20 protein-coding genes and 3 tRNA genes are annotated in these 26,611 nt (G+C 63.7%); 18 read left to right on the top strand and 5 right to left on the bottom strand.

Annotated features, from left to right (window positions below; translation table 11 throughout):
* Positions 1 to 217: 217 nt before the first annotated feature.
* From glgX to KOR34_RS05660, 3 genes are all read left to right on the top strand, one after another.
* Entirely contained in the window at positions 218 to 2,335 is a 2,118-nt protein-coding gene (glgX, locus tag KOR34_RS05670; RefSeq protein WP_228714522.1) for a glycogen debranching protein GlgX, read from the top strand.
* Positions 2,336 to 2,496: 161 nt separating this feature from the next.
* On the top strand, positions 2,497 to 3,747 hold the full coding sequence (cbiE, locus tag KOR34_RS05665) for a precorrin-6y C5,15-methyltransferase (decarboxylating) subunit CbiE (RefSeq protein ID WP_146562983.1): 1,251 nt from the start codon (positions 2,497 to 2,499) through the stop codon (positions 3,745 to 3,747).
* A 101-nt stretch (positions 3,748 to 3,848) separates the two neighbouring features.
* Positions 3,849 to 3,937: transfer RNA gene (locus tag KOR34_RS05660), tRNA-Ser, on the top strand.
* A 190-nt stretch (positions 3,938 to 4,127) separates the two neighbouring features.
* Here the strand turns inward: KOR34_RS05660 and KOR34_RS05655 are convergent.
* Positions 4,128 to 4,201 (bottom strand) — tRNA-Ile (locus tag KOR34_RS05655).
* 203 nt (positions 4,202 to 4,404) lie between these two features.
* Between KOR34_RS05655 and KOR34_RS05650 the strand changes: the two genes are divergently transcribed.
* Positions 4,405 to 6,294 carry a TlpA disulfide reductase family protein gene (locus tag KOR34_RS05650; protein ID WP_146562981.1) on the top strand — a complete coding sequence of 630 codons (1,890 nt, stop codon included), beginning with the start codon at positions 4,405 to 4,407 and terminating at the stop codon, positions 6,292 to 6,294.
* Positions 6,295 to 6,308: 14 nt separating this feature from the next.
* Here the strand turns inward: KOR34_RS05650 and KOR34_RS05645 are convergent, their stop codons facing one another.
* A complete protein-coding gene (locus KOR34_RS05645; RefSeq protein ID WP_146562979.1) occupies positions 6,309 to 6,494 on the bottom strand; it encodes a hypothetical protein in 186 nt (61 codons plus the stop codon).
* An 867-nt stretch (positions 6,495 to 7,361) separates the two neighbouring features.
* Here KOR34_RS05645 and KOR34_RS05640 point away from each other — a divergent pair.
* The 9 genes from KOR34_RS05640 (at position 7,362) to KOR34_RS05595 (ending at position 13,977) form a co-directional block, all read left to right on the top strand.
* Positions 7,362 to 7,667: a hypothetical protein gene (locus KOR34_RS05640; protein WP_146562977.1), complete on the top strand. Its 306-nt coding sequence runs from the start codon at positions 7,362 to 7,364 to the stop codon at positions 7,665 to 7,667.
* A gap of 292 nt (positions 7,668 to 7,959) precedes the next feature.
* Complete coding sequence (locus KOR34_RS26445) at positions 7,960 to 8,730, top strand: BON domain-containing protein (protein WP_228714521.1); 771 nt, start codon at positions 7,960 to 7,962, stop codon at positions 8,728 to 8,730.
* A gap of 607 nt (positions 8,731 to 9,337) precedes the next feature.
* On the top strand, positions 9,338 to 9,931 hold the full coding sequence (locus KOR34_RS05625) for a hypothetical protein (protein WP_228714520.1): 594 nt from the start codon (positions 9,338 to 9,340) through the stop codon (positions 9,929 to 9,931).
* Positions 9,932 to 10,045: 114 nt separating this feature from the next.
* Positions 10,046 to 10,825, top strand: a complete 780-nt coding sequence (locus tag KOR34_RS05620) for a MotA/TolQ/ExbB proton channel family protein (RefSeq protein ID WP_146562975.1) — start codon at positions 10,046 to 10,048, stop codon at positions 10,823 to 10,825.
* Positions 10,826 to 10,868: 43 nt separating this feature from the next.
* Complete coding sequence (locus tag KOR34_RS05615) at positions 10,869 to 11,300, top strand: ExbD/TolR family protein (protein ID WP_146562973.1); 432 nt, start codon at positions 10,869 to 10,871, stop codon at positions 11,298 to 11,300.
* Positions 11,301 to 11,320: 20 nt separating this feature from the next.
* Entirely contained in the window at positions 11,321 to 13,165 is a 1,845-nt protein-coding gene (locus tag KOR34_RS05610) for a hypothetical protein (RefSeq protein ID WP_146562971.1), read from the top strand.
* A gap of 114 nt (positions 13,166 to 13,279) precedes the next feature.
* Positions 13,280 to 13,441, top strand: coding sequence for a Sec-independent protein translocase subunit TatA/TatB (locus KOR34_RS05605; RefSeq protein ID WP_146562969.1), 162 nt, complete (start codon positions 13,280 to 13,282; stop codon positions 13,439 to 13,441).
* A gap of 45 nt (positions 13,442 to 13,486) precedes the next feature.
* The gene (locus KOR34_RS05600) at positions 13,487 to 13,798 is read left to right on the top strand and encodes a Sec-independent protein translocase subunit TatA/TatB (protein WP_146562967.1); all 312 of its coding nucleotides are present in this window, start codon (positions 13,487 to 13,489) and stop codon (positions 13,796 to 13,798) included.
* Positions 13,799 to 13,903: 105 nt separating this feature from the next.
* Positions 13,904 to 13,977 (top strand) — tRNA-Val (locus KOR34_RS05595).
* Here the strand turns inward: KOR34_RS05595 and KOR34_RS27445 are convergent.
* Positions 13,937 to 15,196: a tyrosine-type recombinase/integrase gene (locus tag KOR34_RS27445; RefSeq protein ID WP_146565843.1), complete on the bottom strand. Its 1,260-nt coding sequence runs from the start codon at positions 15,194 to 15,196 to the stop codon at positions 13,937 to 13,939. The genes KOR34_RS05595 and KOR34_RS27445 overlap by 41 nt on opposite strands.
* Before the next feature lie 1,085 nt (positions 15,197 to 16,281).
* On the opposite strand from KOR34_RS27445, the gene KOR34_RS05585 reads away from it, so the two are divergent.
* The 4 genes from KOR34_RS05585 (at position 16,282) to KOR34_RS05570 (ending at position 23,173) form a co-directional block, all read left to right on the top strand.
* The gene (locus tag KOR34_RS05585; protein ID WP_146562965.1) at positions 16,282 to 17,985 is read left to right on the top strand and encodes a DUF7453 family protein; all 1,704 of its coding nucleotides are present in this window, start codon (positions 16,282 to 16,284) and stop codon (positions 17,983 to 17,985) included.
* Between the two features lie 44 nt (positions 17,986 to 18,029).
* On the top strand, positions 18,030 to 19,613 hold the full coding sequence (locus tag KOR34_RS05580; RefSeq protein ID WP_146562963.1) for a PEP-CTERM sorting domain-containing protein: 1,584 nt from the start codon (positions 18,030 to 18,032) through the stop codon (positions 19,611 to 19,613).
* 604 nt (positions 19,614 to 20,217) lie between these two features.
* Positions 20,218 to 21,624, top strand: a complete 1,407-nt coding sequence (locus KOR34_RS05575; RefSeq protein WP_228714519.1) for a pectate lyase family protein — start codon at positions 20,218 to 20,220, stop codon at positions 21,622 to 21,624.
* Between the two features lie 124 nt (positions 21,625 to 21,748).
* On the top strand, positions 21,749 to 23,173 hold the full coding sequence (locus tag KOR34_RS05570; protein WP_146562961.1) for a DUF1593 domain-containing protein: 1,425 nt from the start codon (positions 21,749 to 21,751) through the stop codon (positions 23,171 to 23,173).
* Between the two features lie 165 nt (positions 23,174 to 23,338).
* On the opposite strand, the gene KOR34_RS05565 is transcribed toward KOR34_RS05570, so the two are convergent.
* Together KOR34_RS05565 and KOR34_RS05560 are read right to left on the bottom strand one after the other, a co-directional pair.
* Positions 23,339 to 25,105, bottom strand: coding sequence for an alpha-L-fucosidase (locus tag KOR34_RS05565; RefSeq protein WP_146562959.1), 1,767 nt, complete (start codon positions 25,103 to 25,105; stop codon positions 23,339 to 23,341).
* A 574-nt stretch (positions 25,106 to 25,679) separates the two neighbouring features.
* Positions 25,680 to 25,985, bottom strand: a complete 306-nt coding sequence (locus KOR34_RS05560) for a hypothetical protein (protein WP_146562956.1) — start codon at positions 25,983 to 25,985, stop codon at positions 25,680 to 25,682.
* 53 nt (positions 25,986 to 26,038) lie between these two features.
* Here KOR34_RS05560 and KOR34_RS26440 point away from each other — a divergent pair, with 53 nt between their 5' ends.
* Complete coding sequence (locus KOR34_RS26440) at positions 26,039 to 26,245, top strand: hypothetical protein (RefSeq protein ID WP_197531176.1); 207 nt, start codon at positions 26,039 to 26,041, stop codon at positions 26,243 to 26,245.
* Positions 26,246 to 26,611: the final 366 nt, after the last annotated feature.

The raw sequence follows: 26,611 nt of genomic DNA, 5'->3' as shown, positions 1-26,611 counted from the left end.
TCTGCCAACTGCGCTGCCGACGCTTGGCAATCGGCGCATCCTGAAGAAAAGAGTGGGGTTAGGACGATGTTGCCCTGGGGAGGATCCGGCCATGAAGTCGATGCGGGCTGGAGGCCCCCTATTGCATTTGACGAAGGTCAGAAGACACTGACTCCAGCAGTCAGGCGGCTGCTGGTGGTATGTTGATGCAGGCCTACACCTCCCAGAGACCACACCTATGACGCGTTCGTCAGGCGCCATCCGCCCCCGCACCGAGGCCGCCGACTCCTTGATGTCACAGCCCAAGCCCGTCCTGCAATTCAACTACCCCCTGCCCTACGGCGCTGTCGTGCGGGACGGCGGGGTGCAGTTTGCCGTCTACAGCAAGTCCGCCACGTCGATGCGGGTGCTGCTGTACAACCGCGTGACCGACGCCGAGCCGTCGCGGGTCATCGAGTTCGACCCGCAGAACGACCGCTGGGGCGACATCTGGAGCATCTTTGTTCCGGAGCTCCCGATCGGGGCGCTCTACCACTTCCAGGCCGACGGCCCCTTCGCCCCCGAGCAGGGCCACCGCTTCGACGGCCGCGCGCGGCTGATCGACCCGTACGCCCGGGCGCTGGCCGGCAAGTTCCAGCCCGGCACGGACGGCGTCGTCCGCCCGCCCAAGTGCGTGGTGGTCGACGACCACTTCGACTGGCAGGGCGACCGCCACCTCAAGCGGCCGCTCAGCGAGACCATCATCTACGAGATGCACGTCCGCGGCTTCACCAAGAGCTCCACGAGCGACGTGTCGCACCCGGGCACGTACCTGGGCGTGATCGAGAAGATCCCCTACCTCAAGTCGCTGGGGGTGACCGCGGTCGAGCTGATGCCGGTGCACGAGTTCCCGACCGAGGAGAGCAACGGCAGCAAGAGCGAGCGGCCCAACTACTGGGGCTACGACCCCATGGCCTTCTTCGCGCCGCACCGCGGCTACGCCTACGGCAACAAGCCGGGCGCCCAGGTCCGGCAGTTCAAGGAGATGGTCCGCGAGCTGCACGCCGCCGGCATCGAGGTCATCCTGGACGTGGTGTTCAACCACACGTCCGAGGGCAACGAGCACGGCCCCACGTTCACCTTCAAGGGCCTGGAGAACAACGTCTACTACATGCTGAACCCGGACGGCAGCTACAAGAACTACTCCGGCTGCGGCAACACGGTCAACAGCAACCACCCCATCGCGCGGGAGATGATTTTCCACTGCCTGCGGCACTGGGTGTACAACTACCACATCGACGGCTTCCGCTTCGACCTGGCGAGCATCCTGCACCGCAACCGCGACGGCGAGCTGGTGCCCAACCCGCCGCTGGTGGAGTACATCGCCGAGGACCCGATGCTGGCGGACACCAAGATCATCGCCGAGGCGTGGGACGCCGCCGGCGCGTATCAGGTGGGGTCGTTCGCCAACCACCGCTGGGCCGAGTGGAACGGCGCCTACCGCGACAACATCCGCCGTTACTGGCGCGGCGACGACGGCATGACCGGCGCCATGGCCACCCGGCTGGCCGGCTCCAGCGACCTGTACCAGCCCAGCGGCAAGAACCCCTACCACAGCATCAACTTCATTACCTCGCACGACGGCTACACGCTCAACGACCTCAACAGCTACGAGCGTAAGCACAACCTGGCCAACGGCGAGGACAACCGCGACGGCGACAACAACAACTACAGCTCCAACTACGGCATCGAGGGCCCGACGCGGCGGGTCGCGATCCAGCAGCTGCGGATCCGGCAGTGCAAGAACATGCTGGCCACGCTGATGCTGAGCCAGGGCACGCCGATGATCGTCTCCGGCGACGAGGTGCTCCGCACCCAGCGCGGCAACAACAACGCCTACTGCCAGGACAACGCCACCAGCTGGTTCGACTGGCGGCTGGTCTCGCGCAACGCCGAGATGCTCCGCTTCGTCGAGGCGCTCACCGCGTTCCGCGTGCACCAGCCCACGCTCCGCCGCGAGACCTTCCTGACCGGCACCGCCGAGCGGCCCAGCGAGCTGCCCGACGTCAGCTGGTACGGCGTCGACGGGTCGGTGATCGACTGGCAGCACTCCTACCACAGCATGACCTGCCTGCTCGGCACCAGCTGGCTGCGGGACCGCAACGCCCGCTGCGTGATGATCTTCATGCACGCCGGCGGCAACCCCCAGAACTTCATGCCGCCGCCCGCCGCCGAGCAGTTCAAGTGGCGGCTGTTCATCGACACCGCCAAGGACTCGCCGAAGGACATCTACCCCGGCGCCACCGGGCCGGTGCTGATCAACGGCGAGCCGGTCGAGCTCGACCACCACTCGCTGCGTTGCTACGTGGCCGTCTAAGCCCCCCGCCCCGCCCGGGGTCGGGACGGGCCGCCAAACGACGACTGCCGGGCACTGGCCGCCGGGCCGCCGCGGTGCTACTTTGCCCGTAGCGCGGCGGTCGCCCAGTCGACCGCCGGCGCTCGCACTCCAGGGCAGGCCCAGCAACTCCAGGGACAGACGTGTCGCAGACCCCTCAGAAAATCGCCGTGATCGGCATCGGCGACGACGGCCTGGACGCCGTCTCGCCGTCCGTGCGTCAGCGGATCCTTGAGGCCGAGCTCGTGCTCGGCTCCGACCGCGCGCTGAAGCTCCTCCCCGAGGGCCGCCAGGCCGAGCAGCAGGTGCTCTCCGGCGACCTCGACGAGCTGGCGTCCCAGCTGGAGTCCGTCGGCGGCCGCCGCGCCGTGGTGCTGATCTTCGGCGACCCGATGTTCTACGGGCTCGCGCGGTACGTCACGGAGAAGATCGGCAAGGACCGCTTCGAGGTCGCGCCGCACGTCAGCAGCATGCAGCTGGCGTTCGCCCGCGTCATGGAGAGCTGGGACGAGGCCTACCTGACCAACCTGGCCAACCACCCGCTCGACAAGGTCGTGGAGCGGATCCGCACCGCTCAGAAGGCGGGCCTTTTCACCTCGCCCGAGCAGCCGCCCAACGCGGTCGCCCAAGCGCTGCTCGACAAGGGCATCGACTACTTCCACGCCTACGTGTGCGAGAACCTGGGCGCCCGCGACGAGCGCGTCACCCGCGGCTCGCTGGAGGAGATCGCCGCGCAGTCCTTCGCGCCGCTCAACGTGATGATCCTGGTGCGACAGGCCGACGCGCCCGACCGCCCGCGCGACGCGATCGGCCGCCGGCTGTTCGGCAACCCGGACGAGGCGTTCCTGCAGTCCAAGCCGAAGCAGGGGCTGGCCACGTCGGCGGAGGTCCGCGCGCTGGCGCTCGCGCAGATGGACATCGCGCCCGGCAGCATCGTGTGGGACATCGGCGCCGGCAGCGGGTCGGTGAGCGTCGAGGCCGCGCAGCTCGCCCGCGACGGCGCCGCCTACGCGGTCGAGATGGACCCCGAGGACCACGGCCTGATCAAGCAGAACGCCGACCGGTTTGGCGTGACGAACCTGATGGCGATCCTCGGCAAGGCGCCCGAGGCGCTGGCCGACCTGCCCGACCCCGACGCGGTGTTCGTCGCCGGCGGCGGACGCGAGGTGGCCCGCATCTGCTCCGCCGCCTACGAGCGTCTGCGGCCCGGCGGCCGGCTGGTGGTGAACCTGATCGCGATCAACAACCTGGCCGAGTTGTACGAGCAGATGGGCGCCGCCAGCCACGACTGCCGCGTGATGATGGTCAACATCGCCGAGGGCGCCGATCAGCTGGGCCGGCTGTCGTTTGAATCGCTCAAGCCGAGCTTCCTGCTCAGCGTGATCAAACCGTAGATACCGACCGACCGAACCCCGTGGGCCACAGCACGGTCCTATGGACGGCGATCAGGTCTTTGCAAAGCCGCCTGGATCCCCTACAATCGCCCGTTCACTCAGGAGAGGTGGCAGAGTGGTCGAATGCGCCGGTTTGCTAAATCGGTGAAGGGGTCATTCCCTTCCGCAGGTTCGAATCCTGTCCTCTCCGCTCTGGAATTTTCCAGACCATCTTCGAGCCCTCCGCCACGCCCACCCGCGTCCGGAGGGCTTTTTTTGTGGACGTGGGATTTGGGCGCGAGATAGCGCCGGCGGCAACCACGAAATAGCGCCGGCGCACGAAAAAAGCCGCGGCTGGCCCGATGGGCGCCACGGCTTCTGCCTTGCACAGCTAACTTGAGTGGGCGTGCCAGGATTCGAACCTGGGACCTCAGCCTTATCAGGGCTGCGCTCTAACCAACTGAGCTACACGCCCCCGGTCGGGCGTCGGCCCGAACGAGACTCGCTATTCTAAGAGCTCTGCCCAAGCTGTCAAACGCAAATCAGCGGCACGGGGCTGCGGATTCTGGCGGGTAATCGGCCTGTACGCGGGCGGCGAATATCAGAATAATCGCCCCCCGCTGAGCGGCCCGCCGCCGCAGCGGTTCCCATTACCCCCGAATCTTCAGGGACGCACGGATGCCCCAGTTCCCCCGCCGGTACTCCATCGCCACCTCCTTGCTGCTGCTCGCCGTGGGCTCGCCCGCGGCCGCCGCGCCGCCGCCCAAGGCCGAGGCCGCGCTCAGCATCTCGCCGCTCCACAGCGTCGAGTACGACCGCCCGAGCGAGGCCGAGGCCCGCACCTGCAAGGTCGAACTCGAGAAGGGCGACAAGGGCAGCGCGTGGGTGGTCCGCACCGCCGACGGGCAGGTGCTCCGCCGCTACTCGGACACCAACGGCGACAACCAGCTGGACGCGTGGTGCTACTTCAAGGACGGCCTCGAGGTGTACCGCGACATCGACTCCGACTTCGACCGCAAGGTCGACCAGCACCGCTGGTTCAATACGGGCGGCTCCAAGTGGGGCGTCGACCGCGACCAGGACGAGAAGATCGACTACTGGAAGCAGATCTCGCCGCAGGAGGTGGGCGAGGAGCTGGTGGACGCCATCGTCAAGAAGGACGCCGCGGCCTTCGAACGCCTGCTGCTGAGCAAGCAGGAGCTGGACGCGATGAAGCTGTCGCCCACGCTGCACAACCAGTTCGCCAGCCGGATCGGGCAGGCCGCCAGCACCTTCCAGGACCTGGCCTCCCGGCAGCGACTGCTGTCGGCGAGCAGCCGCTACGTCGACTTCGGCGCCGCCAAGCCGGGCGCCCTGCCCTCCCCGCCCGGGACCAACGGCCCCGAGCCGATCGTGTACGAGAGCGCGTCGGCCCTGGTGGAAACCAACAGCAAGACCGAGCAGCTCCAACTCGGCGTGCTGATCCAGGCCGGCGACGCCTGGCGCCTGGTGGACGCGCCGCAGATCGGCGGCGAGAACGTCGAGGTGTCGAGCGTGTTCGCGCTGAGCCGGTTCTCCTCGTCGGGCGGGGCCGCCGCGGCGCCCCCCTCGGACAAGATGCAGCAGCTCATGGAGGAGTTGGAGAAGCTCGACGCCCGCCGCGCGACGCTCCCGCCGGCGCAGCAGGCCAAGCTGATCGACGAACGCGAGCAGCGGCTCCTGGCCCTGGTGCAGGCCACTGAGGACCCGCAGTTCAAGGAGACCTGGTACTCGCAGCTCGCCGACATGTACAGCTCGGCGGCGATGGAGGGCGTCTACCCGAAGGGCGTCGCGCGGCTCCAGGAACTCGAGAACGCGTTGGTCAAGATGAAGGCCAGCCGCGAACTGGTGGCGCACGTGACCTACCTGCGGCTGTGGAGCGATTGGGTGCTGAAGAACCAAGACCCCAAGCTCGATTTCGCCAAGGTGCAGGACGAGTGGGTTAAGCAGCTCCGCGGTTTCGTGAAGCAGTTCCCCGACACCCCGGACACCGCCGAGGCCTGCCTGCAGCTCGGCATGACGCTCGAGTTCGCCGGCGAGACCGACGAGGCGCTCGAGTGGTACCAGAAGCTCGGCAAGGACTTCGCCGGCACGCCCCGCGGCGAGAAAGGCCTGGGCGCCGCCCGCCGGATCGACTCGGTAGGCAAGGTGATGTCGCTCAGCGGCCCGGGGCTCGACGGCGGCTCGGTCGACCTCGCCAAGTACCGCGGCAAGCACGTGCTGATCCAGTACTGGGCCACGTGGTACGAGCCGAGCAAGACCGAGATGGCCGTGCTCAATCAGGCCCTCAGCAAGTACCGCAAGGCGGGGTTCGAGGTGCTGGGCGTGAACCTCGACAACTCGCCGGCGGCCGCCAAGGCCTACCTGGCAGAGAACCGCTACCCCTGGCGTCACGTCTATGACCAGGACGGCCTGGAGGGACGCCTGGCGAACGAGATGGGCGTGATGACCCTGCCGCTGATGATCCTCGTCGACGAGGACGGCAAGGTCGTGAACCGCAACGTCCACGCCACCGAGCTCGACGCGGAGCTCAAGCGGGTGCTGAAGTAGACAGCGGCCCCCGATCAGGAAGCAACACGACGCAGCCGCCGGCCCGCGATCCCCAGCGGCGCCCGGCGGTTGGCGCGGCGGCGCGGGCGGTTCGCCCGGTTTCGAGAGTAGTCCTTGCGCCGGGGATGCCCGTCGGGCTCGGCGTCGAAGGTGTCTCGGTGCTGCTCGTAGGCGAACTCAATATTGGCGTAGGTCAACATCGTGCGATTCCTTGCGGCGGCTGCTGTCAGTAGCGGGCTCGTGCGGATGGGGAGGCGTCGGGGGCTGCCGCCCCGATCACTCGACTTCCTTAAGTGCAGCTAGCGTGCCGTCCATCAGGGCTCGGGCAAAGAATCTCGCACACGACCGGCCGGCAGCCCACGGGCGCCGAAGATTGCGGCCGTCGACCGGCAAAAACTCTCGCCAGAATGGCGCCTAGCGCCTCCGTCCCCGCCCGGCGAATCAGCCTGCGCTCCCTGTGTTGGTGAACGGTCGACCAACGGCCGAAACCAGGCGGGATTCTCGGCTTCCGCATGGGTTCGATGACGAGTCGACAGCGCGGAATCAGCCGTCAGCTAATCGGCAGGCGTCTTAACGTGAAGTCAGCCAACCACTTCCGCTGACACACCATAGCAGTGAGGGCGTTTCACCATTTTGGTGAAACGGCACGGGGGCCCCTGCCCGCAGATTCGCGGTATCAGCGTCGCCTCGTCCGCCGGTGGCCGACGGCAGCGGCCCACCGCGCGACCGGGCGCACCCAGGTTCAGGCAGGGAATTACGGCGACACGGACTGCCCATTCGTGGCCGCTGCGGTAGGCATGTGAACGCCGCATGGATTGCGGCGCAGGGTTTCCAACGGACTGCAAAGGCAAAGGGCGTGCCGTCCGGCGGCGGCCGGTGAACCCTGGCGGCACAACCAGCACAAAGCTCGCATAGCGTCGTTCCGCGGGGCACGCTACACTCCTCGGCGACGCGCAACCGCCCCCCCGCACCGCGCGTCGACCGACCCGCCTGCCAATCACCACGACCACGGCAAGACGCTGTGCTGGCGGCAGGCCGAAGGGGAATGGATTCCTTCGGAGTAACGCATGGACTCGTTCGAGACGCTCCCGCTGGCGGCGGGCCTTTCTGTGCACGCCGCGGGCGTGCTGGTTGCCTGCCTGAGCCGGCTGTCGCTGGGTTCCAGGACCACCCTTTTCTTCCGCGTTGTGCTGCTCGCGCTGGCCGTGCTGATCGGCGGGCTGGCGATGCAGAGCGCCCACTACGGGTTTTCTAGCTGGGCGTTCTCCGCGCTGACGCTGGGGACCATGGTCATCGTGGCCGTGATCCACAGCAGCCAGTCCGAGCACGACCCGGTGCTCTCCCGCGTGGTTTCCGCCCGGCAGCAGGCCTAGGGCCTGCGCTCCTGCGGGCTTTGGCGGTTCCGGTAACGCCGCCTGGGTAAGCGGTGCGCGCGGCGTCACCGACAAAACCGGAAAAAAGCTCCCCTCCGGCGCCATCGATAGCCGAAACATCTTCCCTAGCGGGAGTGCCTTGGGGGGGCATTCAGACCCGGCGGGTCTCTTCTCCCTCACTGCATGCACGCTGCAGGGTTGGACGCACGCCAATAGCGGCGCCAGCAGCCCATTCAACAGCAGCTTCACTACTGCGACGTCCGCAGTGAACGCATTGGTAAGGGGGAAGACAATGACCAGTCGTAACTGGGTAGCAATGGCAGCCGCGGCTGCCTTGTTGTGGCCGTCGCTCGCCGCGGCTGGCCCGCAAGAAAAGGCGATGGCCCAAAACATCGCCCAGTCCGTTAAGCAGAGCGGTCAGCTCTCGAACTACCGCCTGGGCGTCTCGTACAACGACGGCGTCGCGACGCTGTCCGGCACCGTGACCGACGCCTCGCAGGCCAAGCAGGCGGTCCGCATCGCCAAGGGCGTGGCGGGCGTCGACAAGGTGGTGAACAAGCTGCAGGTGCAGCAGCAGGCCCAGCCGGCCGCGTTCGAGTCTCCCAAGGAGGAGAAGTCGGGCGGTTTGCTGATGTCGCTGCGTGAAGCCGCCAAGCCGCAGGGCCAGGCGCTGCCGATGCCGGCGGCCCAGCAGCCGCAGCTGCGTCCGACCAACAACACCCCGATGCCGATGGGCCAGGCCCGTCTGCAGCCGGCCGCCTACCAGCAGCAGGTGCAGCAGGCTCAGTGCTCGGGCGGTTACGCCTCGGGCTACGCGGCCGGTGGCGGCTCCGGCGCCGGCGGCTACGACAACGCCAACCTGCCCGGCTACGCGTGGCCCAGCTACGCCGCCAGCCCCAACTACGCGGCCCTGACGTACCCCAAGCAGTACTCGCCCACCGCTTGGCCCTACATCGGCCCGTTCTACCCCTACCCGCAGGTCCCGCTGGGCTGGCGGAAGGTGACCCTCGAATGGGACGACGGCTGGTGGTTCCTGGACTTCAGCCACCACCAGTGCCAGTAACGCCTGAGCGTTGCTAGCAACGGGAATCGACCAAGCCGCCGGCGCCTCGAGCGCCGGCGGCTTTTTTCGTGCCTGCTCGCCAATGCGGGCATTGCTTTGCTGCCCGCGTTTTTTCGTAGAAACCGGCCGCGCCGCGCGGTCTAATGCGGGGTGGCGCGCATGCCCGCTCCGCGTTCCGACACGCCCGCTCCGCGACTCGGGGCCCGCGTGGACGCTGCCGCGTGGCAATGCGCTGCCTAAGTCTGCCGAGGGTATTGTCCACTCGGCGCCCCCAAATCGGACAAAACCCCGGCACACCCAACCAGGGAGGTCAACGAATAGCACTGGTGCGAAAGGACTTACGGATGATTTGGACCGCAATGCGCCCCGAGTTTTGTCCCCTCCGCGCGTGTTTTTGGACAAAACGAATCAGTCAAAACCGTGCCCGCCAACGCACTGCCAGCTAGCACGCACGGACCTTTTTTCCGGCACAATCGAATTTACCCGCAAGTTTTACCCAGCCTGACTCGATACAAGAAACCAGCGAACAAAACGGCAGCGCAGGGTGCGTTGCCGAGCACGCCGCCTCCGGGCGGTTGGGCGTGGATTGAAGGAACGAGGTTTTCCGATGACCAGCACCTTTTCATTTTCGGGGCCGCAGCGGTTGGCGATGGGACTACTGCTCGCCACGCTGTCGATGGGCTCCACCGGCTGCTTCTGGGGCTTGCCCACCATGGGTCCGAGCCTGGGCGTCCTAGCGATTCCGACCCCGGTCAGCCCCTTCTACCAGAAGACGGCCGAGGACAAATTCTGGAACAAAGAGCGGTACGAACGCGTGCCCATCCTCGGCCCGGTGACCTCCGGCGGACCGCCGGTGGCGCTCGACGCGCCGAGCGACGACGAGGTAATGCGGGCCCTCGAGAAGGCCCAGCCCGTGCAGGGCGGCTGGCCGCTGATGTACGAGCGGAACCGCAACAACGTGCACATCGTGAAGTGCAAGATCGCCGACTACGTGGATCCGGTGCGGGTGTACCCGATGATCGGCCCCGCGCAGCAGCACCACGCCCACTACAAGTGCACCGTGTACTACGAGGACGTGAAGCGGATCGGCTGGCCCGTGCCGCACACCCTGCGGGACGAGGACGCGCAGGAGGTCCTGTACATCGACCACAACCACCTGCACATGGTGGCCGGCGACACCGGCGAGTGCTCGAACTACTGATCCGGTCGCCGGGCGCCAAAGCCCGGTGACAGAGAGTAATCCACGCCCGACGGGCCGGACGCATCCGCTGCTGGGCGTTGCGTCCGGTCCGTTTGCTTGTTGTTGAGGTCCGCCATGCCACGCCCGAAACGAAGCCTCCGATGCCTCGCCGGCCTGGCGTGCTGGGTGACCGCCGCCGTGGCCGCCGCGCAACAGCCGGCGGGCGCCGCGGCCGAGGCGACCAGCGCCGCGGCCGAGCCGACCAAGAGCCTGTTCGACCTGTTCGTCGACGGCGGGCTGCTGCTGTGGCCGATCCTGATCGCGTCGATGGTGATGCTGGTCGTGGCGATCGAGCGGCTGGTGTCGCTGCGGCGCGGGAACGTGGTGCCCGGCCCGTTCATCAAGTGCTTCCTGACTCAGGTCCGCGAGGGCGAGTCGCAAGACGGCGCGCTGGTGCTCTGCGAGGCAGACAACAGCCACATCGGCCGCGTGTTCGAGGCCGGCGTCCGCCGGTGGGGGAAGCCGGCCGTTGAGGTGGAGCAGGCGATCCTCGACGAGGGCGAGCGGTCGGCCAACCGGCTGCGTCGCAACCTCCGCGTGATCAACGGCGTCGCGCAGGTCTGCCCGCTGCTGGGCCTGCTGGGCACGGTGGTCGGCATGATGAAGGCCTTCGACCAGATCGCCGGCGCCGCCGCGATGGGCCGCCCCGAGGCGCTGGCCGGCGGCATCAGCGAGGCGCTGCTGTCGACCGCTGCGGGCCTGGGCGTGGCGATCCCGGCGCTGATCCTGTACCTGCACTTCGTCGGCCGCGTCGACTCGCTGGTCATGGAGATCGACCGCCGCGGGCAGGAGCTGGTGAACCTGATCTCCGCCGAGGCGCTCGCCGACCGCCGCGGCAAGCGCAAGGCCGCGTAGCAAGAACACACGTGCAGCCCTCAGAAGTCGAGCCGCGAGTCCGATGCCGCTCAAGGTCGCCCAAGACGAGAACCTGAACCTGAACCTCACGCCGATGATCGACGTGGTGTTCCTGCTGGTGATCTTTTTCATGGTGGCCACCCGGTTCACCGAGGCCGAGCGGAACATCGAGCTGGAGCTGCCGCAGGTTCCCGCCGCCGGCGAGGCCGCCGCGCCCATCAAGCCACGCGTGATCACGGTCACCAACGAGGGCCAGACGCTGCTGGACGGCGAGCCGGTCGCAATCGAAGAACTCACCACCCGGCTCGCGGACGAGGTGCGCCGCTCGCCGGACGTGCAGGTCGTCATCAACGGCGACGCGCGAACCCCGTTCCAGGCGGTGGCCGCCGCGCTGGCGGCGTGCCGCGAGGCGCGGGTCGAGGACCTGGGGATCACGGTCGAGCTCGCCGCCAAGGCGGGCTCGACTATCCGCTAAGCGAGGGAGGAGTCTGCGGCATGCCTCCCCAATTCCCACTCGCCTGGCTCGGCGGCGTTGCGCTGCTGCCGGCGCTACTCTGGGGATCGCTGGCGATAAGCACCGGCGTCCTGCTGGTGATGATGCGCACCCGCTGGGGCCAGGACCGCCCGACCCAGCGGTACGTGCTGCTGTCGGTCATCGCGCACCTGCTGCTGATCTGCGTCGCGACCACCATCCGGTTCACGTCAACTCCCAAGGGCGACGGCCCGGGGCCGGTCAAGGTGCGGATCGTCATGCGCGCGCCGGCGCCCGAAGCCGAGACCGAACCGCTCGAGAAAGAACCACTGCCGGTCCAACCGGTCGACGACGCCGAGGTCGAGGCGCCAAAGCCTTCGCCGCTGGACCCCGAGCCGCCCAAGGAGCCGGTAACCGAGGAGCCGGCGCCCGAACCGCCCGCTTTCGAGTGGACCCCCGAGCGGTTGCCGCCGAAGCGTCCCGAGCCGCCACCGGTTGAACAGGACGTAGCGCCGCAGCAGCCGGCAGCACAAGCACAGCCTAGTGAAGCCGTCGCCGCCACCGACACGGTGGCGCCCACCCCCGCGTCCGAACCACCGCCGGTCGCGCCGACGCCTGAGCCGCCGAGCGAGCAGGCGGTCACGGCAACGCCAACAACCCCCATGGCGCCCATCGCCCCACCGCCGGCAGTTCCGGCGCCGGCGACAGACGCTACGCTGCCGGTTTCGCTGCCGCCAGAACCGACCGCTTTCGTCTCGCGCGAGGGAGAAGAGCGAGTGCGCCGCATCATCGAGGAGGGTGGCGACAGCTACACCGAGGACGCCGTCGCCGCGGCGCTGGCGTGGCTCGCCACCGCACAGTCGGCTGACGGCCGCTGGGACGCCGACCGCTGGTCGGCGGGACGCGAACGCGGCGCCGTGCTTGGTCACCCCCGCACCGGGGTTGGCTCGCAAGCCGACACCGCCATGACCGGGCTCTCGCTGCTGGCGTTGATGGGCGCCGGGCACACCCATGAAGAGGGCCCCTTCGCCAACGTCATCCGCGACGGGCTCGCCTTTCTGATCCGCACCCAGGGCGCCGACGGGAATCTGTTCGGCGAAGCCACCTTCTACGCGCAGACTTATAGCCACTCGATGGCGACCTTCGCACTCGCGGAGGCGCTGGCGAGCACCCGCGACGACCGCCTCCGCCCCGCGGTGCAGCGGGCCGTCACGTTCTTGGAACAACGGCAGGACCTCACCAGCGGCGGCTGGCGGTACCGCGGCGGCGACCAGGGCGACATGAGCCAGCTCGGCTGGATCCTGATGGCGATGCGCAGCGCCGAGCTGGCCGACATTCCCATCAAGCCCGAGGTGTGGGACGGCATGGAGCGGTTCGTCCGGTCGACGCAGTGCGGGCCGCACCTCGCCCTGGCCGGCTACCGCCCCAACAGCCCGCCGAGCCACAGCATGACGGCCGAGTCGCTCTACTGCCGGCAGATACTGGGGAGGCCCATCCCGGGTCAGGCCTCCATGCAAGCGGTCGATTTCATCGCCCGACAGCCTCCCAGCGGCGGCAAGGCCAACTACTACGCCTGGTACTACGCGACGCTGGCCCTGCACCACCACCGCCGGACCTCCGCTTCAGCGGAGAACGCCTGGCGGGACTGGAACGACGCACTCAAACGCGCCCTGGTCAACTCTCAGGTGTCCGACGGGGTCAACAAGGGGAGCTGGAGCCCGAACTCCGTCTGGGGGGGCTGCGGCGGCAGGGTCTACACCACGGCCCTGGCCACGATGTGCCTGGAAGTGTACTACCGCTACGACCCGGACGAGCTTGTGCGGGACCCGTGGATCGCCGCCCGCCAGTTCCCCGGCGCCCTGCGCTAGCCCGGTGGCCGTTTGACTCGGGTGGGCGGGGCAGTAGAATGGACTAACTCCGGCGGCCCGTAAGGTTTACGGCAATCGCCGGGGTTTTCTGCCGTACCCGCGTGTGAGGCTGCAATGTTTACGCCAGGCCCCCTTCAGTTAATCATCGTGCTGGCCATCGTGCTGCTGCTGTTTGGCAGCCGGCTGCCCAGCGTTGCGCGGTCGCTCGGCCAGAGCCTGACCGAGTTCAAGAAGGGCGTCAAAGGGATCGAAGACAAGTCGGCGGACAAAGAGTAGCCACGCCCCGCGTGGTTGCCGCATTTGGTTGGTGGGCTTAGCGGTATGGAACAGATTCAACTCGCCCTGGCGTTCATCGGCGGCATGGGCCACATGGAGATGCTGATCATCGGCGCCATCGCGGTGCTGCTGTTCGGCAACCGGCTGCCCTCGGTCGCCCGATCGATGGGACGTAGCCTGACCGAGTTCAAGAAGGGCATGAACGGCGTCACCGACGAGTGGAACGCCGCGGTCAACAGCGACCCCACCGACTCGCTCGTGCACGACGACCGCGAGACGCCCGACTCCAACGCCTTCAGCCCCCCCGAGCCCGAGACCGAGTCGGACTCCGAGGACGCCCGCCACACCACCGTGTAGGGCCACCGTGTAAGGCCGCCGGGCCAACCGCAGCAGCGGCGGCGTTCATCCGGCCACCCCGTCTGGCCAAGCAACCCGGGCGTTGCTACAATCCCGTTCCCGAAAGGGCGATTAGCTCAGTTGGTTAGAGCGCTGTGTTCACACCGCAGAGGTCACAAGTTCGAGTCTTGTATCGCCCACTGATGCTTCTGCACTGAGTGCAGAAGAGTGTGATTTAGCGAGGTTTTCGCCCCCCTTGCTGCACTTATTTACACTGCCTTGCGGCAGCTTCTGCAGCGCATTTGCAGCGCTTTGTCCGGCGGCCTCGAAGTGGTCGTCGGTGACCTGCCAGTAGTAGTTCTTCGCGACCTTCACGCTGTGCCCCAGCCATGCCGCGGCGACGTGCCCCGGGAAGCTGTCGGCCAGCTCAGTTGCTCTTGTCGCGCGTAGGTTTTGGAACAGCTTCGGCCACGGCTGCAGCCCCGCCAGCTCGACAATCCGGGCCATCTGCGTGCGCAGGTTGGTGGCAGAGTCGCGGGTTCGGGTTATGACAAACTCGGCGCCGGGCTCCGCCTGGTCGAAGCCTTCGGAGAGCAACGGCGTCAGTTCTGGGAACAGCGGCACGACTCGTGAGCCTAGACCGTCGTGGTGTTCTGTCTTCGGGCTCCGCACTATGAACCGCTGCTGGTCCCATAGGATGTCGCCCCAACGCAGTGCAAGCACTTCAGACGGGCAGCGTAGGCCGCCGTAACGTGCCAATGCGAAGATCAACCGCCATTCCAGCGTGGGGCACGCCTTGAGCACCTTGTCAGCGGCGTCTTGAGTGATGAAGAACTCACGTTCGCGTACCTCCAGCGTTGTCACCTGAAGCCCATCGAAAGGGTTCGCGTCGACCACGCCAAACTCAATGGCTGCGTTAAACAGCTTCTTCGCCGCTGCAGTCCACTTGCGGACGGTGTTCTCCGCCCTGCCCTCCGCGACCTTGACCCGCCACGCCTTGGCCTCCCCCTTCGCAATCGACCGTAACGGACGCCCGGCGCCGAAGTACTTCTTGAGGCTCTTGAAGGTCGCCGCGGACGCGTTAATCGTGCTCTGCTTGATCTTGGGGTCCGCCTTCCTACTCGCATCGTAGAAGTCGATCCAGGCCCCCAGCAGGGCGTTCTGTCGGTCCTGCACTAGCCCAACCTTCGCCAGCTTGGCGATTAGCTTTTCGCTCGCGCCGGATAGCCAACGGCTCGTGTCGGCGTCAGGCGCCGTGCCAGTGATCTGAGCGGCCGCCAGCTTCTCGACGTGAATCAAGGTCTGCTGGGCCGCCCGCTTGGGGATTTTCCCCAATGTGATCGTCTGCCTTATGCGGTCACGGTCTTCAAATTGGATGCTGTAGCTGCCGGTGCTCGACCGGCGGGAAAGGCTCGCCATTTCATTGCTCAGCGTAGGTACTGCCCGCGCCGCCGGACAAGCCGGAGGCGCGAACTCTGTGATGGTTAGTCAATAAGCCTCTGTACATCGCGGTACGAGACGGCTCTAACACGGCCGCGGCCTTTGCTCAGGAGATAGTCTCGCTCTCCGACACTATCCAAGCCCTCGATCGCCACGCCGTTTTGGCGATTGAACACGCCGAAACGGTCCGCGCCGCTCACAACGGCGCGGTCTGCAAGGAGAGGTCTATGCGGCTTCAAGTGCATAGTGCTCTCCCCTCACCACCTCAACCGCGTCTCCGCAGCCACTGCACTGCTCGCTTTCTACAGCAGCTTGAGGCAGTTCTCTCAACTTAAGATCTCCCCAGAAACCGTGTCTCTCAACTGGCAGCGGGGACACGGAAGGCTGTTGAGGTGATAAAGTGGGATACCACTTTGCTTGCACAGGGACTAGCGAAACCTGCGTGCGGCACCCTCGCCAGCTCGGCCCATTTACTGCCCGACGCCACGTATGACTCTCAAGCGTAGATTATCAAGCATCCAGACGAGGTTAAGCGAAGACGCGTCTGTAGCTCTTGAAATCGACTACCTCTATGCGCATTTCTGATTGCCGCCTAGACAACGCTAGACTCACCAAGAAGCCCCAGCCCTCACGAGCGTCGATAAGGCGGCACTACCGGCCCAGCCACGGTCACCCATTCGCACACAAGTTTCCCTGTGCGCACGATCACCTTCGTGAAGGCTGGGACTGCTGAATAGTGTTTAGCTTCAATGAGAACCGTGCTGGTGCTTCTGCAGACGAAGTGGCTCCACCGGAAACGCTTCTATTGCCTACGAGTCTGCCAGATCTGGCTTCGCAATGTCAACGAGGGGCACTAGACCGGGTGCCCTCACTTCGCGTGGGAGAGCCACCCCGCCTAGCCTATGAAAGTCTTTTATTTGAGAGCTCTCCGAGGCCGGTCCGATTGGCCAAATAGCTTGAACCGTGCGCCTCCGCAGCCGATACTGAGCCAGTTTGGAGCACCGCCTCGAAAATCGACGGCAGGACCGTCGGGTCTCACCACGCCATCAACTAGACTGTCTGCAATGCGCAACCCGACTGCAGCTGCCCTCTTAACTCTCACGCTCTGCTGTCCCGTCGTGGGCATTGCGGTCGAACCGTCGAGCGATCTGCGTATCCGAACGCTCGGTTTGTCCGACCAACAGGCGCCGGCGATGCCCACGGGTGTTGCGCTGGGAGAGTTTAGCTACGTCACCATCAACGGCGATGGCAATCGCCCAGAGCTCAACGCGAGTGGGCAATCGGCCTTTTTCTCGCAGATGCGTGGTCCTGGGATCGACAGCGCCAACGACGGGGCATTGTGGTTCGACGACGGGGACCGTCTCCACATAATCGCCCAGGAAGGGATGACGGCGCCCGGCGCGTTGGACGGGGAGGTCTTCAGTAGAATCTACGCAGGATTCCCGAACCTCGCCGATGACGGCACGATTGTATTCCATGCTTCCATCCAATCGGACGGAGGTGTCGAACGGGACGGCCTCTGGCGCGCGAAGGACGGTGACCTTGATCTTGTCGTGTTAGAAGGCGCCGTACTGCCGGGCCTCCCGAACGTGATTGCCGACGCCGTGCTACGTTCGTACAGGGTCGGCACTGACGGCGAGATCGTCTACTACATGATCGCGCAGGAACGCCGGCCGCCCAACTTGGTGACCGGTGTGTACCGCTTCGACGGCGAGACTACTTCCGAAGTCGTAAAAAGCGGGGACATCGCGCCTGGAATTGGAAGGCCATTCACCAACTTCTCGGATGACTCCGTATCGATCAACAGCAACGGAGACGTCGCATTTGTTGGGTTAACCGAAGCAAGCGGACTCGAGCAACGGGAAGACTCTGGGATATGGTTGGCCTCTAGCGGCGCAACCTCGCTGCTAGTCCGAGAAGGCTTACACCCACCGGGAACTCCCACGGGTGCAGAGTTTCGAAACGTCTCGATCTCAATCCCGTTTCGGTTCTCTCCCGTCCTCAACTCAAGCCGAGAGATCGCCTTCTTCAGTTCAGTCCTTGCTCCACCCCCGTCCGGTCAGTCTGGAATCTGGACGGCCGCTGAGTCTGGCGTCGAGGCGAAGCTCATCAGTGGCGACACCCTCGTCAGCCGTGGCGTTTCCATCGTCGCGCCTGAGACAGATTTAGGACAGGAAGCGGCATTGATGAATGATGATGGCGTGATTGTCTACAAAGCCAGGCTATTCGGGGACGACATCACAGACGAGAACGACGACGCCATTTTCCGCCTGGCGCCCGGAGGCCGAACACAGGTCGTTGCGAGGATAGGTGACCAGGCGCCCGACACGCCCGACGGCGTGACGTTTCGGCACCTAGGTGACGTCGGTCTCGGCTCTGACGGCACGGTGGCGTTTGCGGCAACCTTTTTAGACCCAAGCTATCCAGCGGTCCAGTCGGGGATCTGGCTTGAAACCTCTTCTGGAGAGCTGGAGCTAGTTGTCCGAACCAATGATGAGCTTGAAGTGTTGAAGGGTGACCTACGCACCATCAGTTCCATCGATTTCGATGGGGGCTCTGGCAACGCAGATGGCCGGGTCAGCAGTTTCGAGCGGTACGGCAACCTGGCATTCCATGCTCGGTTCACCGACGGCACCTCGGGGATGTTCCACTACGGCTTCAGCGCTGTCCCCACCCCCACCGCCTCAGCCCTAGCCGCCTTGGCGTGCGTGTGGGCATGCAGCTCGCCCCGAGGGAGAGCCAGCAAACTCTCACGCGGGCTCGGCTGACCCTCTATTCGCCCTCCACTCTACGAACAAACGCTAAACGCCAAATGCCTCACGACGTTAAGATGCAGCTGCGCACTGCTACTCTGCTAGCAACATTGGCGCTGGCGTCGCTCTGGTTCGAACCCCTGCCCGCCGCCAACGCCCAGTCCAACCCTCTGGAGTTCGACACGGTAATTAACTCGCCCCCACAACCAGTCCCTCGCTCCATCGGGTCCTCGACGCAGCTGAATCTTGCCGACGGTGGAGAGGTCCCGTTCTCCTTTGACGCTGGCCTGGCGGACGGATCGAGCACCAATGTCGAAGTCAACATCAACGGCGGTTCGGTTGGCAACGGATTCCATGCCAACCCCGGCAGCACGGTGAACATCAACCAGGGCACGGTGGCGATTTTCCTGAAGTCTGAGCTGGGCAGTGTCGTTAACGTGCGGGGCGGGGTAGTTGGGCGCGGCGTGGGTATCGGCGGAGAACTAAACATCAGTGGCGGCGAGGTTGGTAGTGGCGGCTCGGGTAGAGTCGTTGATTTGGAGCCCGGAAGTCATCTGAATCTCTCGGGTGGTAGGATCACAGACGACGTAGGCGGGAGTGGTTTTTCTGCGTCGATAAGCGGGGGGGCGGTCGCAGGGAGACTCATTGCTGGTTCGGGGGCTTCGGTGCAAATATCCGGGGGGCGGTTCGGGTGGGGTTTCAATGCGGCGGACGGTTCCGTCACATTGCACGGGAACGAATTTAGCCTGAACGGCGTGGAGTACACCGAGTCTGCGATAACACTTCAAGCGGGTGATATCTTCACGGGCACCTTGGCGAGTGGCGCGGTATTCATCTTCACGCCGACCAGGGGTGACAATCTGGCCGATGTTCAGCTCGTAGCGACTGATCTGGCGGCTGCCGCGGTCTCTCCTATAGTCGTCGACGGCGTCGGTCCCGATGGTCTCAGGCCAGGAGAGACCTTGAATCTATTGCCGGGGGGGGCGCTTGACGGGCCGTTCTCTGCGGTCGGGGGAGTACTCAACGTTGACGGCGGATCGATTGGCGCGGGCCTTGAGGTCGTAGAAACGGAAGTCAACCTGAGTTCGGGCACGGTTGGCGGTCGGATCGACCTGTTCGCGGGGAGCGTGTTTAGGGTTAGCGGGGGTTTCGCCGACAGCTACGTCTACGCGCATCCTGGAAGCGAGGTGCATGTGACCGGGGGCCGGCTTGAGAACATCGATTTTGCGCCGGACAGCTTCGGCGTCATTAGTGGCGGCGTGATCGGACCAGCGGTGACGGTAGAGGCGGGGGCAAGCCTCACGATTAGCGGCGGCACAGTCGAAGAGCCGAGGGGATCGGGATTCCGTGCACTTCCCGGGAGCGAGGTCCACTTGGTCGGCACCCAGTTCACCCTGGATGGAAGGCCGATCCGGCGTCTAGACCCTGGTGAAACCCAAGAGCTGAGAGACCGCCGAGCGACCCTAGCCGGAATACTTGCGGACGGCACGCCTTTCGAGTTCTACCTAGGCGCCGTTACATCTCGCGACGACTACTTCGATGTTAACGCTACTCTCAAAGTGACTCTTCTCGCCGTTCCCGAACCGTCCGCTTGCGCCCTGCTGCTCACCGGCTCGCTCGGAATCGGCTGGCGGCGTCGGTAGAGTGGTCCCCATGGACTACCGCCTGGCACTTCTCGACGACGCGCACCGCCTGCGGGCGCTGCTGGCCGACTGATCTCGCCGCGGTGAGAGCGGCGGGGATGGAGCCGTGCAAGGTTTGCCGGCCGCCCGAAGAATAGTCCATTCGGGATTCAACCCGGAAACAACGCCGAGGCAGGTCAGGCGGACGCGGGGCGGTTCTGGCACAGAAAGTAACGCAGGTGTGCACGAGCCAAAGTGCGAAGGGCGATCAACCCGGTGCAGGTTCATGTGTCCCGAATCGAACGGAGGATGTGACAACCGACGCGCATATGATACCTGGCAGATTGCGGTCGGAGAGTTCCACCCCTAGCAGATGGACTGGCTCACTCTGGCGCCAATCTCCGACTTGTCCGACAGTGCTGGGCCGGGTTTCAGCGGCACAATGCGAGGCGATCCCGCGGTGGCAACGGGCGTCGCGACAATGGAGGGCGAGTCTCAAAACCAACCTCATTAGACATCGATTTACGTTGAAGACCGTATCGCAGGCAGAGAGAATCACGGCTTGGAACGAGTTGCAATAACTGCCGATCTCACGAACCTGCTGTCCTGTTGAGCATATGACGCAATGAGAGCAACGAACTATGCGCTGTCGGCCGATGCTATGAGCGAGTCCCCTTCGATATCGGGACGAACACCGGTGCCCGCGATCTGCTTCAGCTTCTTCACCGTTGTCCTAGCCATCGCGGCAACCGATTCGGCGTTGTCCGGAGAGTTGCCGGCCTTCCCCGGTGCGGAAGGGTATGGCGCTCGAACCATAGGCGGTCGCGGCGGACGGGTGATTGCGGTAACCAACTTGCATGAGTCCGGTCCGGGAAGTTTCCGCGCCGCAATCGAAGCCAAAGGGCCGCGAATCGTCGTGTTCCGTGTCGCCGGAACGATCGACAGCGAGGGCAAACGGTTCAGCATCAAGAACGACAACATCACGATCGCTGGCCAGACGGCTCCCGGTGACGGCATTTGCATCAAAGGCGACCTGTCGCTCAACGCCAACGATGTGGTCATTCGTTACATCCGCGTGCGGCCCGATCCGGTATCCCGCGAAGTCGACGCGGTTTTTGGTCGTTACAAAGAGAACATCATCCTCGATCACGTCTCCACAAGCTGGAGCAGTGACGAAGTGTTGTCGGTGTACCACAACGAACACGTCACGATCCAGTGGTGTTTGATTTCCGAAGCGTGTGCAAAAGGCAGTTCCGGACACCGTTTTGGCGGCATTTGGGGCAACAACTTCGGCACTTACCATCACAACTTGATTGCCCACAACGACAGTCGCAATCCGCGCTGGGCGTCGGGCTGCGGCTACAACGACTACCGCAACAACGTGATTTACAACTGGGGCTACGAAAGCTGCTACGGCGGCGAAGCCCGCCAGAAGGGCGACCGGAGAAATCCACCCATCGAACATTCGACGATCAACATGCTTGCCAACTACTACAGACCTGGCCCGGCCACGCGTAGTGACGTCAAGGATCACATCGCGAAGCCTTCGTCGAGGGGCGAGGGGGATTCAGGCAGTTGGCACGTGGCAGGCAACCATTTTCATGGCTTTCCCAAAATAACCACGGACAACTGGCTGGGTGTGAAGGGCAATCGGTTCAAGAGACTGACTGAGCCGTGGGGCGCAATGCCGATCGAGCAGCAGTCAGCGGAGGAGGCTTACGAAGCAGTCCTCACCCACGCGGGTTGCTCGTTTCCCAATCGCGATTCGATTGACGTTCGCATCGTCGAAGAAGTTCGCACCGGCACGGCGCAGTTCGGCGCGAACGGCATCATCACAACTCCGAAAGATGTCGGCGGTTGGCCGAAGCTGAAGTCAGCAGAACCGCCGGCCGACGCGGATGAAGACGGCATGCCCGACGAATGGGAGAAAGCACACGACCTGAACCCCGACGACGCTTCGGACGCGGCAAGAGACCGCGACGATGACGGCTATTCCAACATCGAGGAGTACGTCAACGGGTTGGCAAGATGACGCGGCATCAGTTCTTAGCCGGTGAAACCATCGGGTGTCACTGGCTACCAGTCTGTGAACCTGTGATTGCCAAGCGACCCGCTAGAGGCTCATCCCACGTCTACACACTTTGGATACACGGAAATTGAACACTTTACATCCTACACTCCTGATTCCCACGATAATCCTCGCCTGCCTGACCACCTTCGCGTGCGCGCAGCAGGCTGACGCCGTCTCGGACAACCCCCGGGTCATCGTCACGACCGATGGGGAAATCGACGACGAATGCTCGATGGTGCGGTTCCTGTTGTACGCGAATGAGTTCGACGTCGAGGGCATCGTGACATCGAGCTCGCAGTATCACTGGCAGGGCCACAGGTGGGCGGGCGATGACTGGATTCAGCCGCTTCTGGAGGCTTATGAGAGAGTCTATCCCAACCTCAGCCAGCACGACCCCGACTTCCCCACACCGGACTATCTCAGATCCATCACCGTGCTCGGCAACGTCAGATCGGAAGGCGACATGGATGAAGAAACGGTGGGCTCAAATCTGATCGTCAAGGCCCTGCTGGACGATTCCGACGACCGACCGATCTGGTTGCAGGCGTGGGGAGGACCCAACACTATCGCGCGGGCGTTGAAGACGATTGAGGAGAAGCATCCGGATAAGATGGCCGAAGTGGCAAAGAAGATCCGCTTCTATTTTATCTGGGAGCAGGATGACACCTACCAGAAATACATTCGGCCGCGCTGGGGCGAGTTCAACATTCCGACGATCGTCTCCGACCAGTTCATCGCCTTCGCCTATGAACGTCAACGCAGGGCCGTACCTCAGGAAGTGCAGCGATATTTTTCCGCAGAATGGATGAACGAGAATGCCCTGCGCAGCCATGGGCCGCTGCTCGAGATGTACAAAGCGCACGATGATGGACGTTTCAGGTCCGAGGGCGACTCGCCGGCGTTCCTGCACGTTATTCCGACCGGTCTGCGCAGCGAAGAATCACCCGACTGGGGCGGTTGGGGCGGTCGGTTTACCAAAGTCCGCGAGAACACGTGGCTCGATCATGTAGCGGAGCGTGGCTACGAGTATCCCAAGGGTCGTTGGTATGGCAGTTCGGCATGGGGTCGCAGACGTGCAAAACGGGAGACTACCAAAGATCCGGAATTGACTGCCTACCTCAAACCTCAATGGCGCTGGATCGATGCGATTCAGCAAGATTTTGCGGCACGAGCCGACTGGTGCGTGAAATCTTATGACGAAGCAAACCATCCGCCCGATGTCAAATTGGCCCACGACGCCGACTTGGAGGTCAAACCGGGCGAGACGGTTTCGCTGAGCGCTGCTGGAACCAGCGACCCCGACGGTGACGCTTTAACGTATCGCTGGTGGCAATACGAGGAAGCCGACTCGGCGGAATCCCGGGTAGAGATCGACAACGCGGGCCAGCAAGAGGCCAGCTTTGTCGTCCCCAACGAGCCCGGCAAACAGATTCACATCATTCTCGAAGCTACTGACGCTGGGACGCCGCCGCTTGTTCGATATCAGCGGGTCGTGTGCAACATCGAATAGACGGTGGCTCGCGTGATCCTCAGTAGCCTGGAGCTAAACCAACCCAAGCAGGCGAAGAGTCAGTTGGATCATGAAGTAGTAATCCCACCATGTAGACGCCTATGGGGATCTAATCGATTCCGCGATAAGCCGCAGCCTCTTGCCCGACCTTGGCTACTTGACGTGCTATTCCCACGAAATTCGGAAGCCCGTCGCAATCTTCAGAGAAGTGCCGGCTGGATAGGTGATGTAGAGGGCGTCGTCCTTATGGAGCCATGCCAATGGGCCTTCGTGTCCGAGCAGTTCGACGTTATGAATTGCACGGCCATGCAGGCCAGCCTTTTTGGCAAGCGTGGCAATACGCAGCACCTCGTCCTCTTCAGGGATCGTCATACACCAAGCGTAGAGGTCGCCGGATTTGCCGACGGTAAATCGGAAATCAGACGTGGAGAACGAGTGCATGGCTTGCTGCTTACCAATCTTGCCGCCAGGTAGGACATTGAGTTTGCCGCCAGATCCTTCGCCGAGCACAGTCCAGGCGTGGCTGCCATAGATGCCTTGTCCGTTCGTTCGCATCCAAGCGCCGATCTCCTTCAGCATCCGAGTGCTCCCTTCATCAAGCGACCCATCAGGAAGCATCGAAACACACAGACCGACGTTTCCGTCGCGTGAAACCTGCTCTAGCAGGTAGCGCACGACAGCAGCAGAACTGTAGTGGAAATTGGGACCATAGAACCAGTCGCCAACGGGCGTTTCGGCAATCCAGTCCTGATCTCTCTTTATCTCGCCCGGAATCCAGCCTTCTGCCGTATTTACAGTACCATTGGTCTTGCGGCGAAACTTGACAATGCTGAACACATCGATTAGCCCTCGTCGCTGAAGTGTCTTATTGTAATAATCAGCGATTACACGCTGCATGGCGTCGCACTTGAATCCGGTTCCGGTGCCAGAACCACTGAAGGGCTGTTGGTCCGTTCCGTCCGTATAGATGAAGTCGGGCTGATACCTGTCGACTACATCCATCATTCGCAACGCCCACCACTTGGCGTACCACTCATCGAACTCCAGATGGTGGCGAAAGATACCCGCTGGAGGGGGAGACCATCGCGAGTAGGCTGCGTCTACAACGCCCTTGTATTCACGCAAGTTGATGCCGTACAGCAGACGCGGGTCGCATCCTTCCCACCAAGTTCCGTTGCCATCTGCCAGGGTCAGATGGCCGTCGTAAGGTCGACCCTGCTCATCACGCCCGAAAGCGGATTGCCACCACCACCAGGAGTATTCGTGATGGAACGTCACGCCAAAACGAATCCCCGCTTCGCGCGCCGCGTTAGACCATTCCCCCAGCAGGTCGCGTTTGGGACCAATGCGGGTGGAGTTCCATGGTTGGTATTTCGAATCCCACATATCGAACTGATCGTGGTGAACTCCTTGTATAATTAGATATCTGACCCCGGCATCCCGATAGATCTCCACAAGTTTGGCCGGATCGAGTTTCTCAGGGTTCCAGTCACGCAAAACCTCCTTGTAACCGATCTTTGTCGGATCTCCGTAGTTGCGATGGTGATTCTTGAATGCCGATGTTTCGGGTATGTAGAGTCTGCGAGCATACCAGTCCCCGCTCTTTCCAGCGGACTGCGGCCCGAAGTGGACCCAAAGTCCGAAATTTGCTTCTCTTAGCCAATCTGGTGTGCCAGGATAGTTGGCTTCTATCGATTTCCATGTCGGCAAGATTGGCCCGGGGGTTATGGGAAGGTCGAGCTTTGCCTCCTCGAAAGATTCAGCATCCCCCATCTCGACGGAGCCCTCGGGACGAATAGCTGGTACATTCGGAACGGGTGCAAGTTCGTAGTCCAATGTTTGAGGGTATGTTTGACCGATCGCCTGCAGGCTGTAGGCTATCCCTATCAAGAATAGTAGCGAGGCGGTCAGTTGCGGTTTCTTAATCAGCATTCTCGAATCGCTTGGATCTATTTCTAAGAAATGAAACACAGGTGTGGCGGCCAATGATGGCGAACTACTGTCGCGAAAGCAAAAGTCGAATGGATGTCTGCTACTTCAAGAGCCGCCGAGCTTGACCTGCCCCCAGTAGTGGAATCAGCCCTAGAGTATAGTAGCAGCCGCTGACCCTCACCCCAATCTAGTACCAGTCTACGTGCGACGGATTGGCGTCACATCTTCCTTTGAAGGAAATAACTGACGCCGCGAATTCCCTTGGGTCCGGTCACCCGGCTGCTGTACGGCCGGACACCTTGCTGCGGTGCTTTCAGGGCAAACCGAATGTTCCCGGGGATTGCATATTGGCTGTCCAGGCGTGCGTCATGGGTGACGCTCCTGGGGCAGTAACGGCGTCTCGCCGATCTACATCGGTGATGAAACCGATTCGAGTTTCCCGGTTTGCTAGAACGCAACGGCTGGACCAACCGCCCGGAGTTACGCCCGTCGCAAATGTGCTGAGGTGTGCCCAACCTCAGCGACTTTGAGCCCAGCCAACCCAAGCGTCGGCGTGAAACTCCTGCACACCTTCCTACCGCAAAACCTCAATCCTCCGGACCACCAACTCCGCTCCGCGGACCTCGACCCGATCGCCCGGCCGTAGATCGGTGATCCGCTCTTTCGTGAGCGGCTTGATCCGCACGGCCTTGGGGGTGGGGTCCCGCCAGACGATCCAGCCGATGGAGCCGGCGCCGCTCGGGTGGTGCAGCTCCAGACGGACCGCCCAACAGTTGGCGAGCGTGGAGTCAGGGCTCGCGTGAGGACATCGCGTCACGCCCTCGGGCAGCGGCGCAGGTGGGGTTCTGACGACGGGCGTTGAGTGGAACGGCGTTTCCATGGCGGGCGGTATCGTAACCGCTCATGCCGGCACGCATAAATCGGCAGCCTATCTTGTGGCATTGCGCCCCGCCGCTGCTTACCCTCGTGTCCGTGGACGCCCGCCAGGCACTTCTCGACGACGCGCGGCGACTGCGGACACTGCTGGCCGACGCAGGCACACGGGCCGACCGCCTAGCCGACCAGGTCGAGTTGAAGAGCCGCCTTCACCAGATAGAGTTCGACCTAGACAAGCTGTCGCTGACTCAGCGGAAAAGTTAGGCGAACAATCCTAAAGCCAGGCCCCCTGGCAGAGGGCCCTCGCCGGCGCCCCCAGTTTCTGCGCAATCGATCGCACCGACCACCGCCAGCCCACCCCTCCCGTGACAGAGTTAGAACCCGGCCGGAATGTTGCTGAAACCCGCGACGATTTTGGCTATAAGGGGCTAATCGCCGTTCTCCTCCACGCTCTCAAACTCCCACTCTAGACAATGGACCTGATTGATCGCCTCCAAGAGCTTGATACCGCCCCAGCCTTTCTGTAAAAGCCACAGATCGAGTTTGGCGGGCAGGCTTGGTTAGAACGTGACGTACCGCTTTCCGGTCTCCCACTGTTCGCTTTGTTCCATCAAGACGGCGGTGACCAAT

The organism is Posidoniimonas corsicana (genome assembly GCF_007859765.1).
GTDB classification, from domain to species: Bacteria; Planctomycetota; Planctomycetia; order Pirellulales; family Lacipirellulaceae; genus Posidoniimonas; species Posidoniimonas corsicana.
This window is presented reverse-complemented; position numbering and strand designations above follow the sequence as displayed.

Excerpts from the sequence above, each read along its gene's own strand:
- KOR34_RS05565 (WP_146562959.1), bottom strand. The coding sequence starts at position 25,105 with ATGCTGATTAAGAAACCGCAACTGACCGCCTCGCTACTATTCTTGATA.
- KOR34_RS05600 (WP_146562967.1), top strand. The coding sequence starts at position 13,487 with ATGGAACAGATTCAACTCGCCCTGGCGTTCATCGGCGGCATGGGCCAC.
- KOR34_RS05615 (WP_146562973.1), top strand. The coding sequence starts at position 10,869 with ATGCCGCTCAAGGTCGCCCAAGACGAGAACCTGAACCTGAACCTCACG.
- KOR34_RS05650 (WP_146562981.1), top strand. The coding sequence starts at position 4,405 with ATGCCCCAGTTCCCCCGCCGGTACTCCATCGCCACCTCCTTGCTGCTG.
- KOR34_RS05575 (WP_228714519.1), top strand. The coding sequence starts at position 20,218 with ATGAGAGCAACGAACTATGCGCTGTCGGCCGATGCTATGAGCGAGTCC.
- KOR34_RS05640 (WP_146562977.1), top strand. The coding sequence starts at position 7,362 with ATGGACTCGTTCGAGACGCTCCCGCTGGCGGCGGGCCTTTCTGTGCAC.
- KOR34_RS05620 (WP_146562975.1), top strand. The coding sequence starts at position 10,046 with ATGCCACGCCCGAAACGAAGCCTCCGATGCCTCGCCGGCCTGGCGTGC.
- KOR34_RS05560 (WP_146562956.1), bottom strand. The coding sequence starts at position 25,985 with ATGGAAACGCCGTTCCACTCAACGCCCGTCGTCAGAACCCCACCTGCG.
- KOR34_RS27445 (WP_146565843.1), bottom strand. The coding sequence starts at position 15,196 with ATGGCGAGCCTTTCCCGCCGGTCGAGCACCGGCAGCTACAGCATCCAA.
- KOR34_RS05605 (WP_146562969.1), top strand. The coding sequence starts at position 13,280 with ATGTTTACGCCAGGCCCCCTTCAGTTAATCATCGTGCTGGCCATCGTG.
- KOR34_RS26445 (WP_228714521.1), top strand. The coding sequence starts at position 7,960 with ATGACCAGTCGTAACTGGGTAGCAATGGCAGCCGCGGCTGCCTTGTTG.
- KOR34_RS05610 (WP_146562971.1), top strand. The coding sequence starts at position 11,321 with ATGCCTCCCCAATTCCCACTCGCCTGGCTCGGCGGCGTTGCGCTGCTG.
- KOR34_RS05625 (WP_228714520.1), top strand. The coding sequence starts at position 9,338 with ATGACCAGCACCTTTTCATTTTCGGGGCCGCAGCGGTTGGCGATGGGA.
- KOR34_RS05645 (WP_146562979.1), bottom strand. The coding sequence starts at position 6,494 with ATGTTGACCTACGCCAATATTGAGTTCGCCTACGAGCAGCACCGAGAC.
- KOR34_RS05585 (WP_146562965.1), top strand. The coding sequence starts at position 16,282 with ATGCGCAACCCGACTGCAGCTGCCCTCTTAACTCTCACGCTCTGCTGT.
- glgX (WP_228714522.1), top strand. The coding sequence starts at position 218 with ATGACGCGTTCGTCAGGCGCCATCCGCCCCCGCACCGAGGCCGCCGAC.
- KOR34_RS05580 (WP_146562963.1), top strand. The coding sequence starts at position 18,030 with ATGCCTCACGACGTTAAGATGCAGCTGCGCACTGCTACTCTGCTAGCA.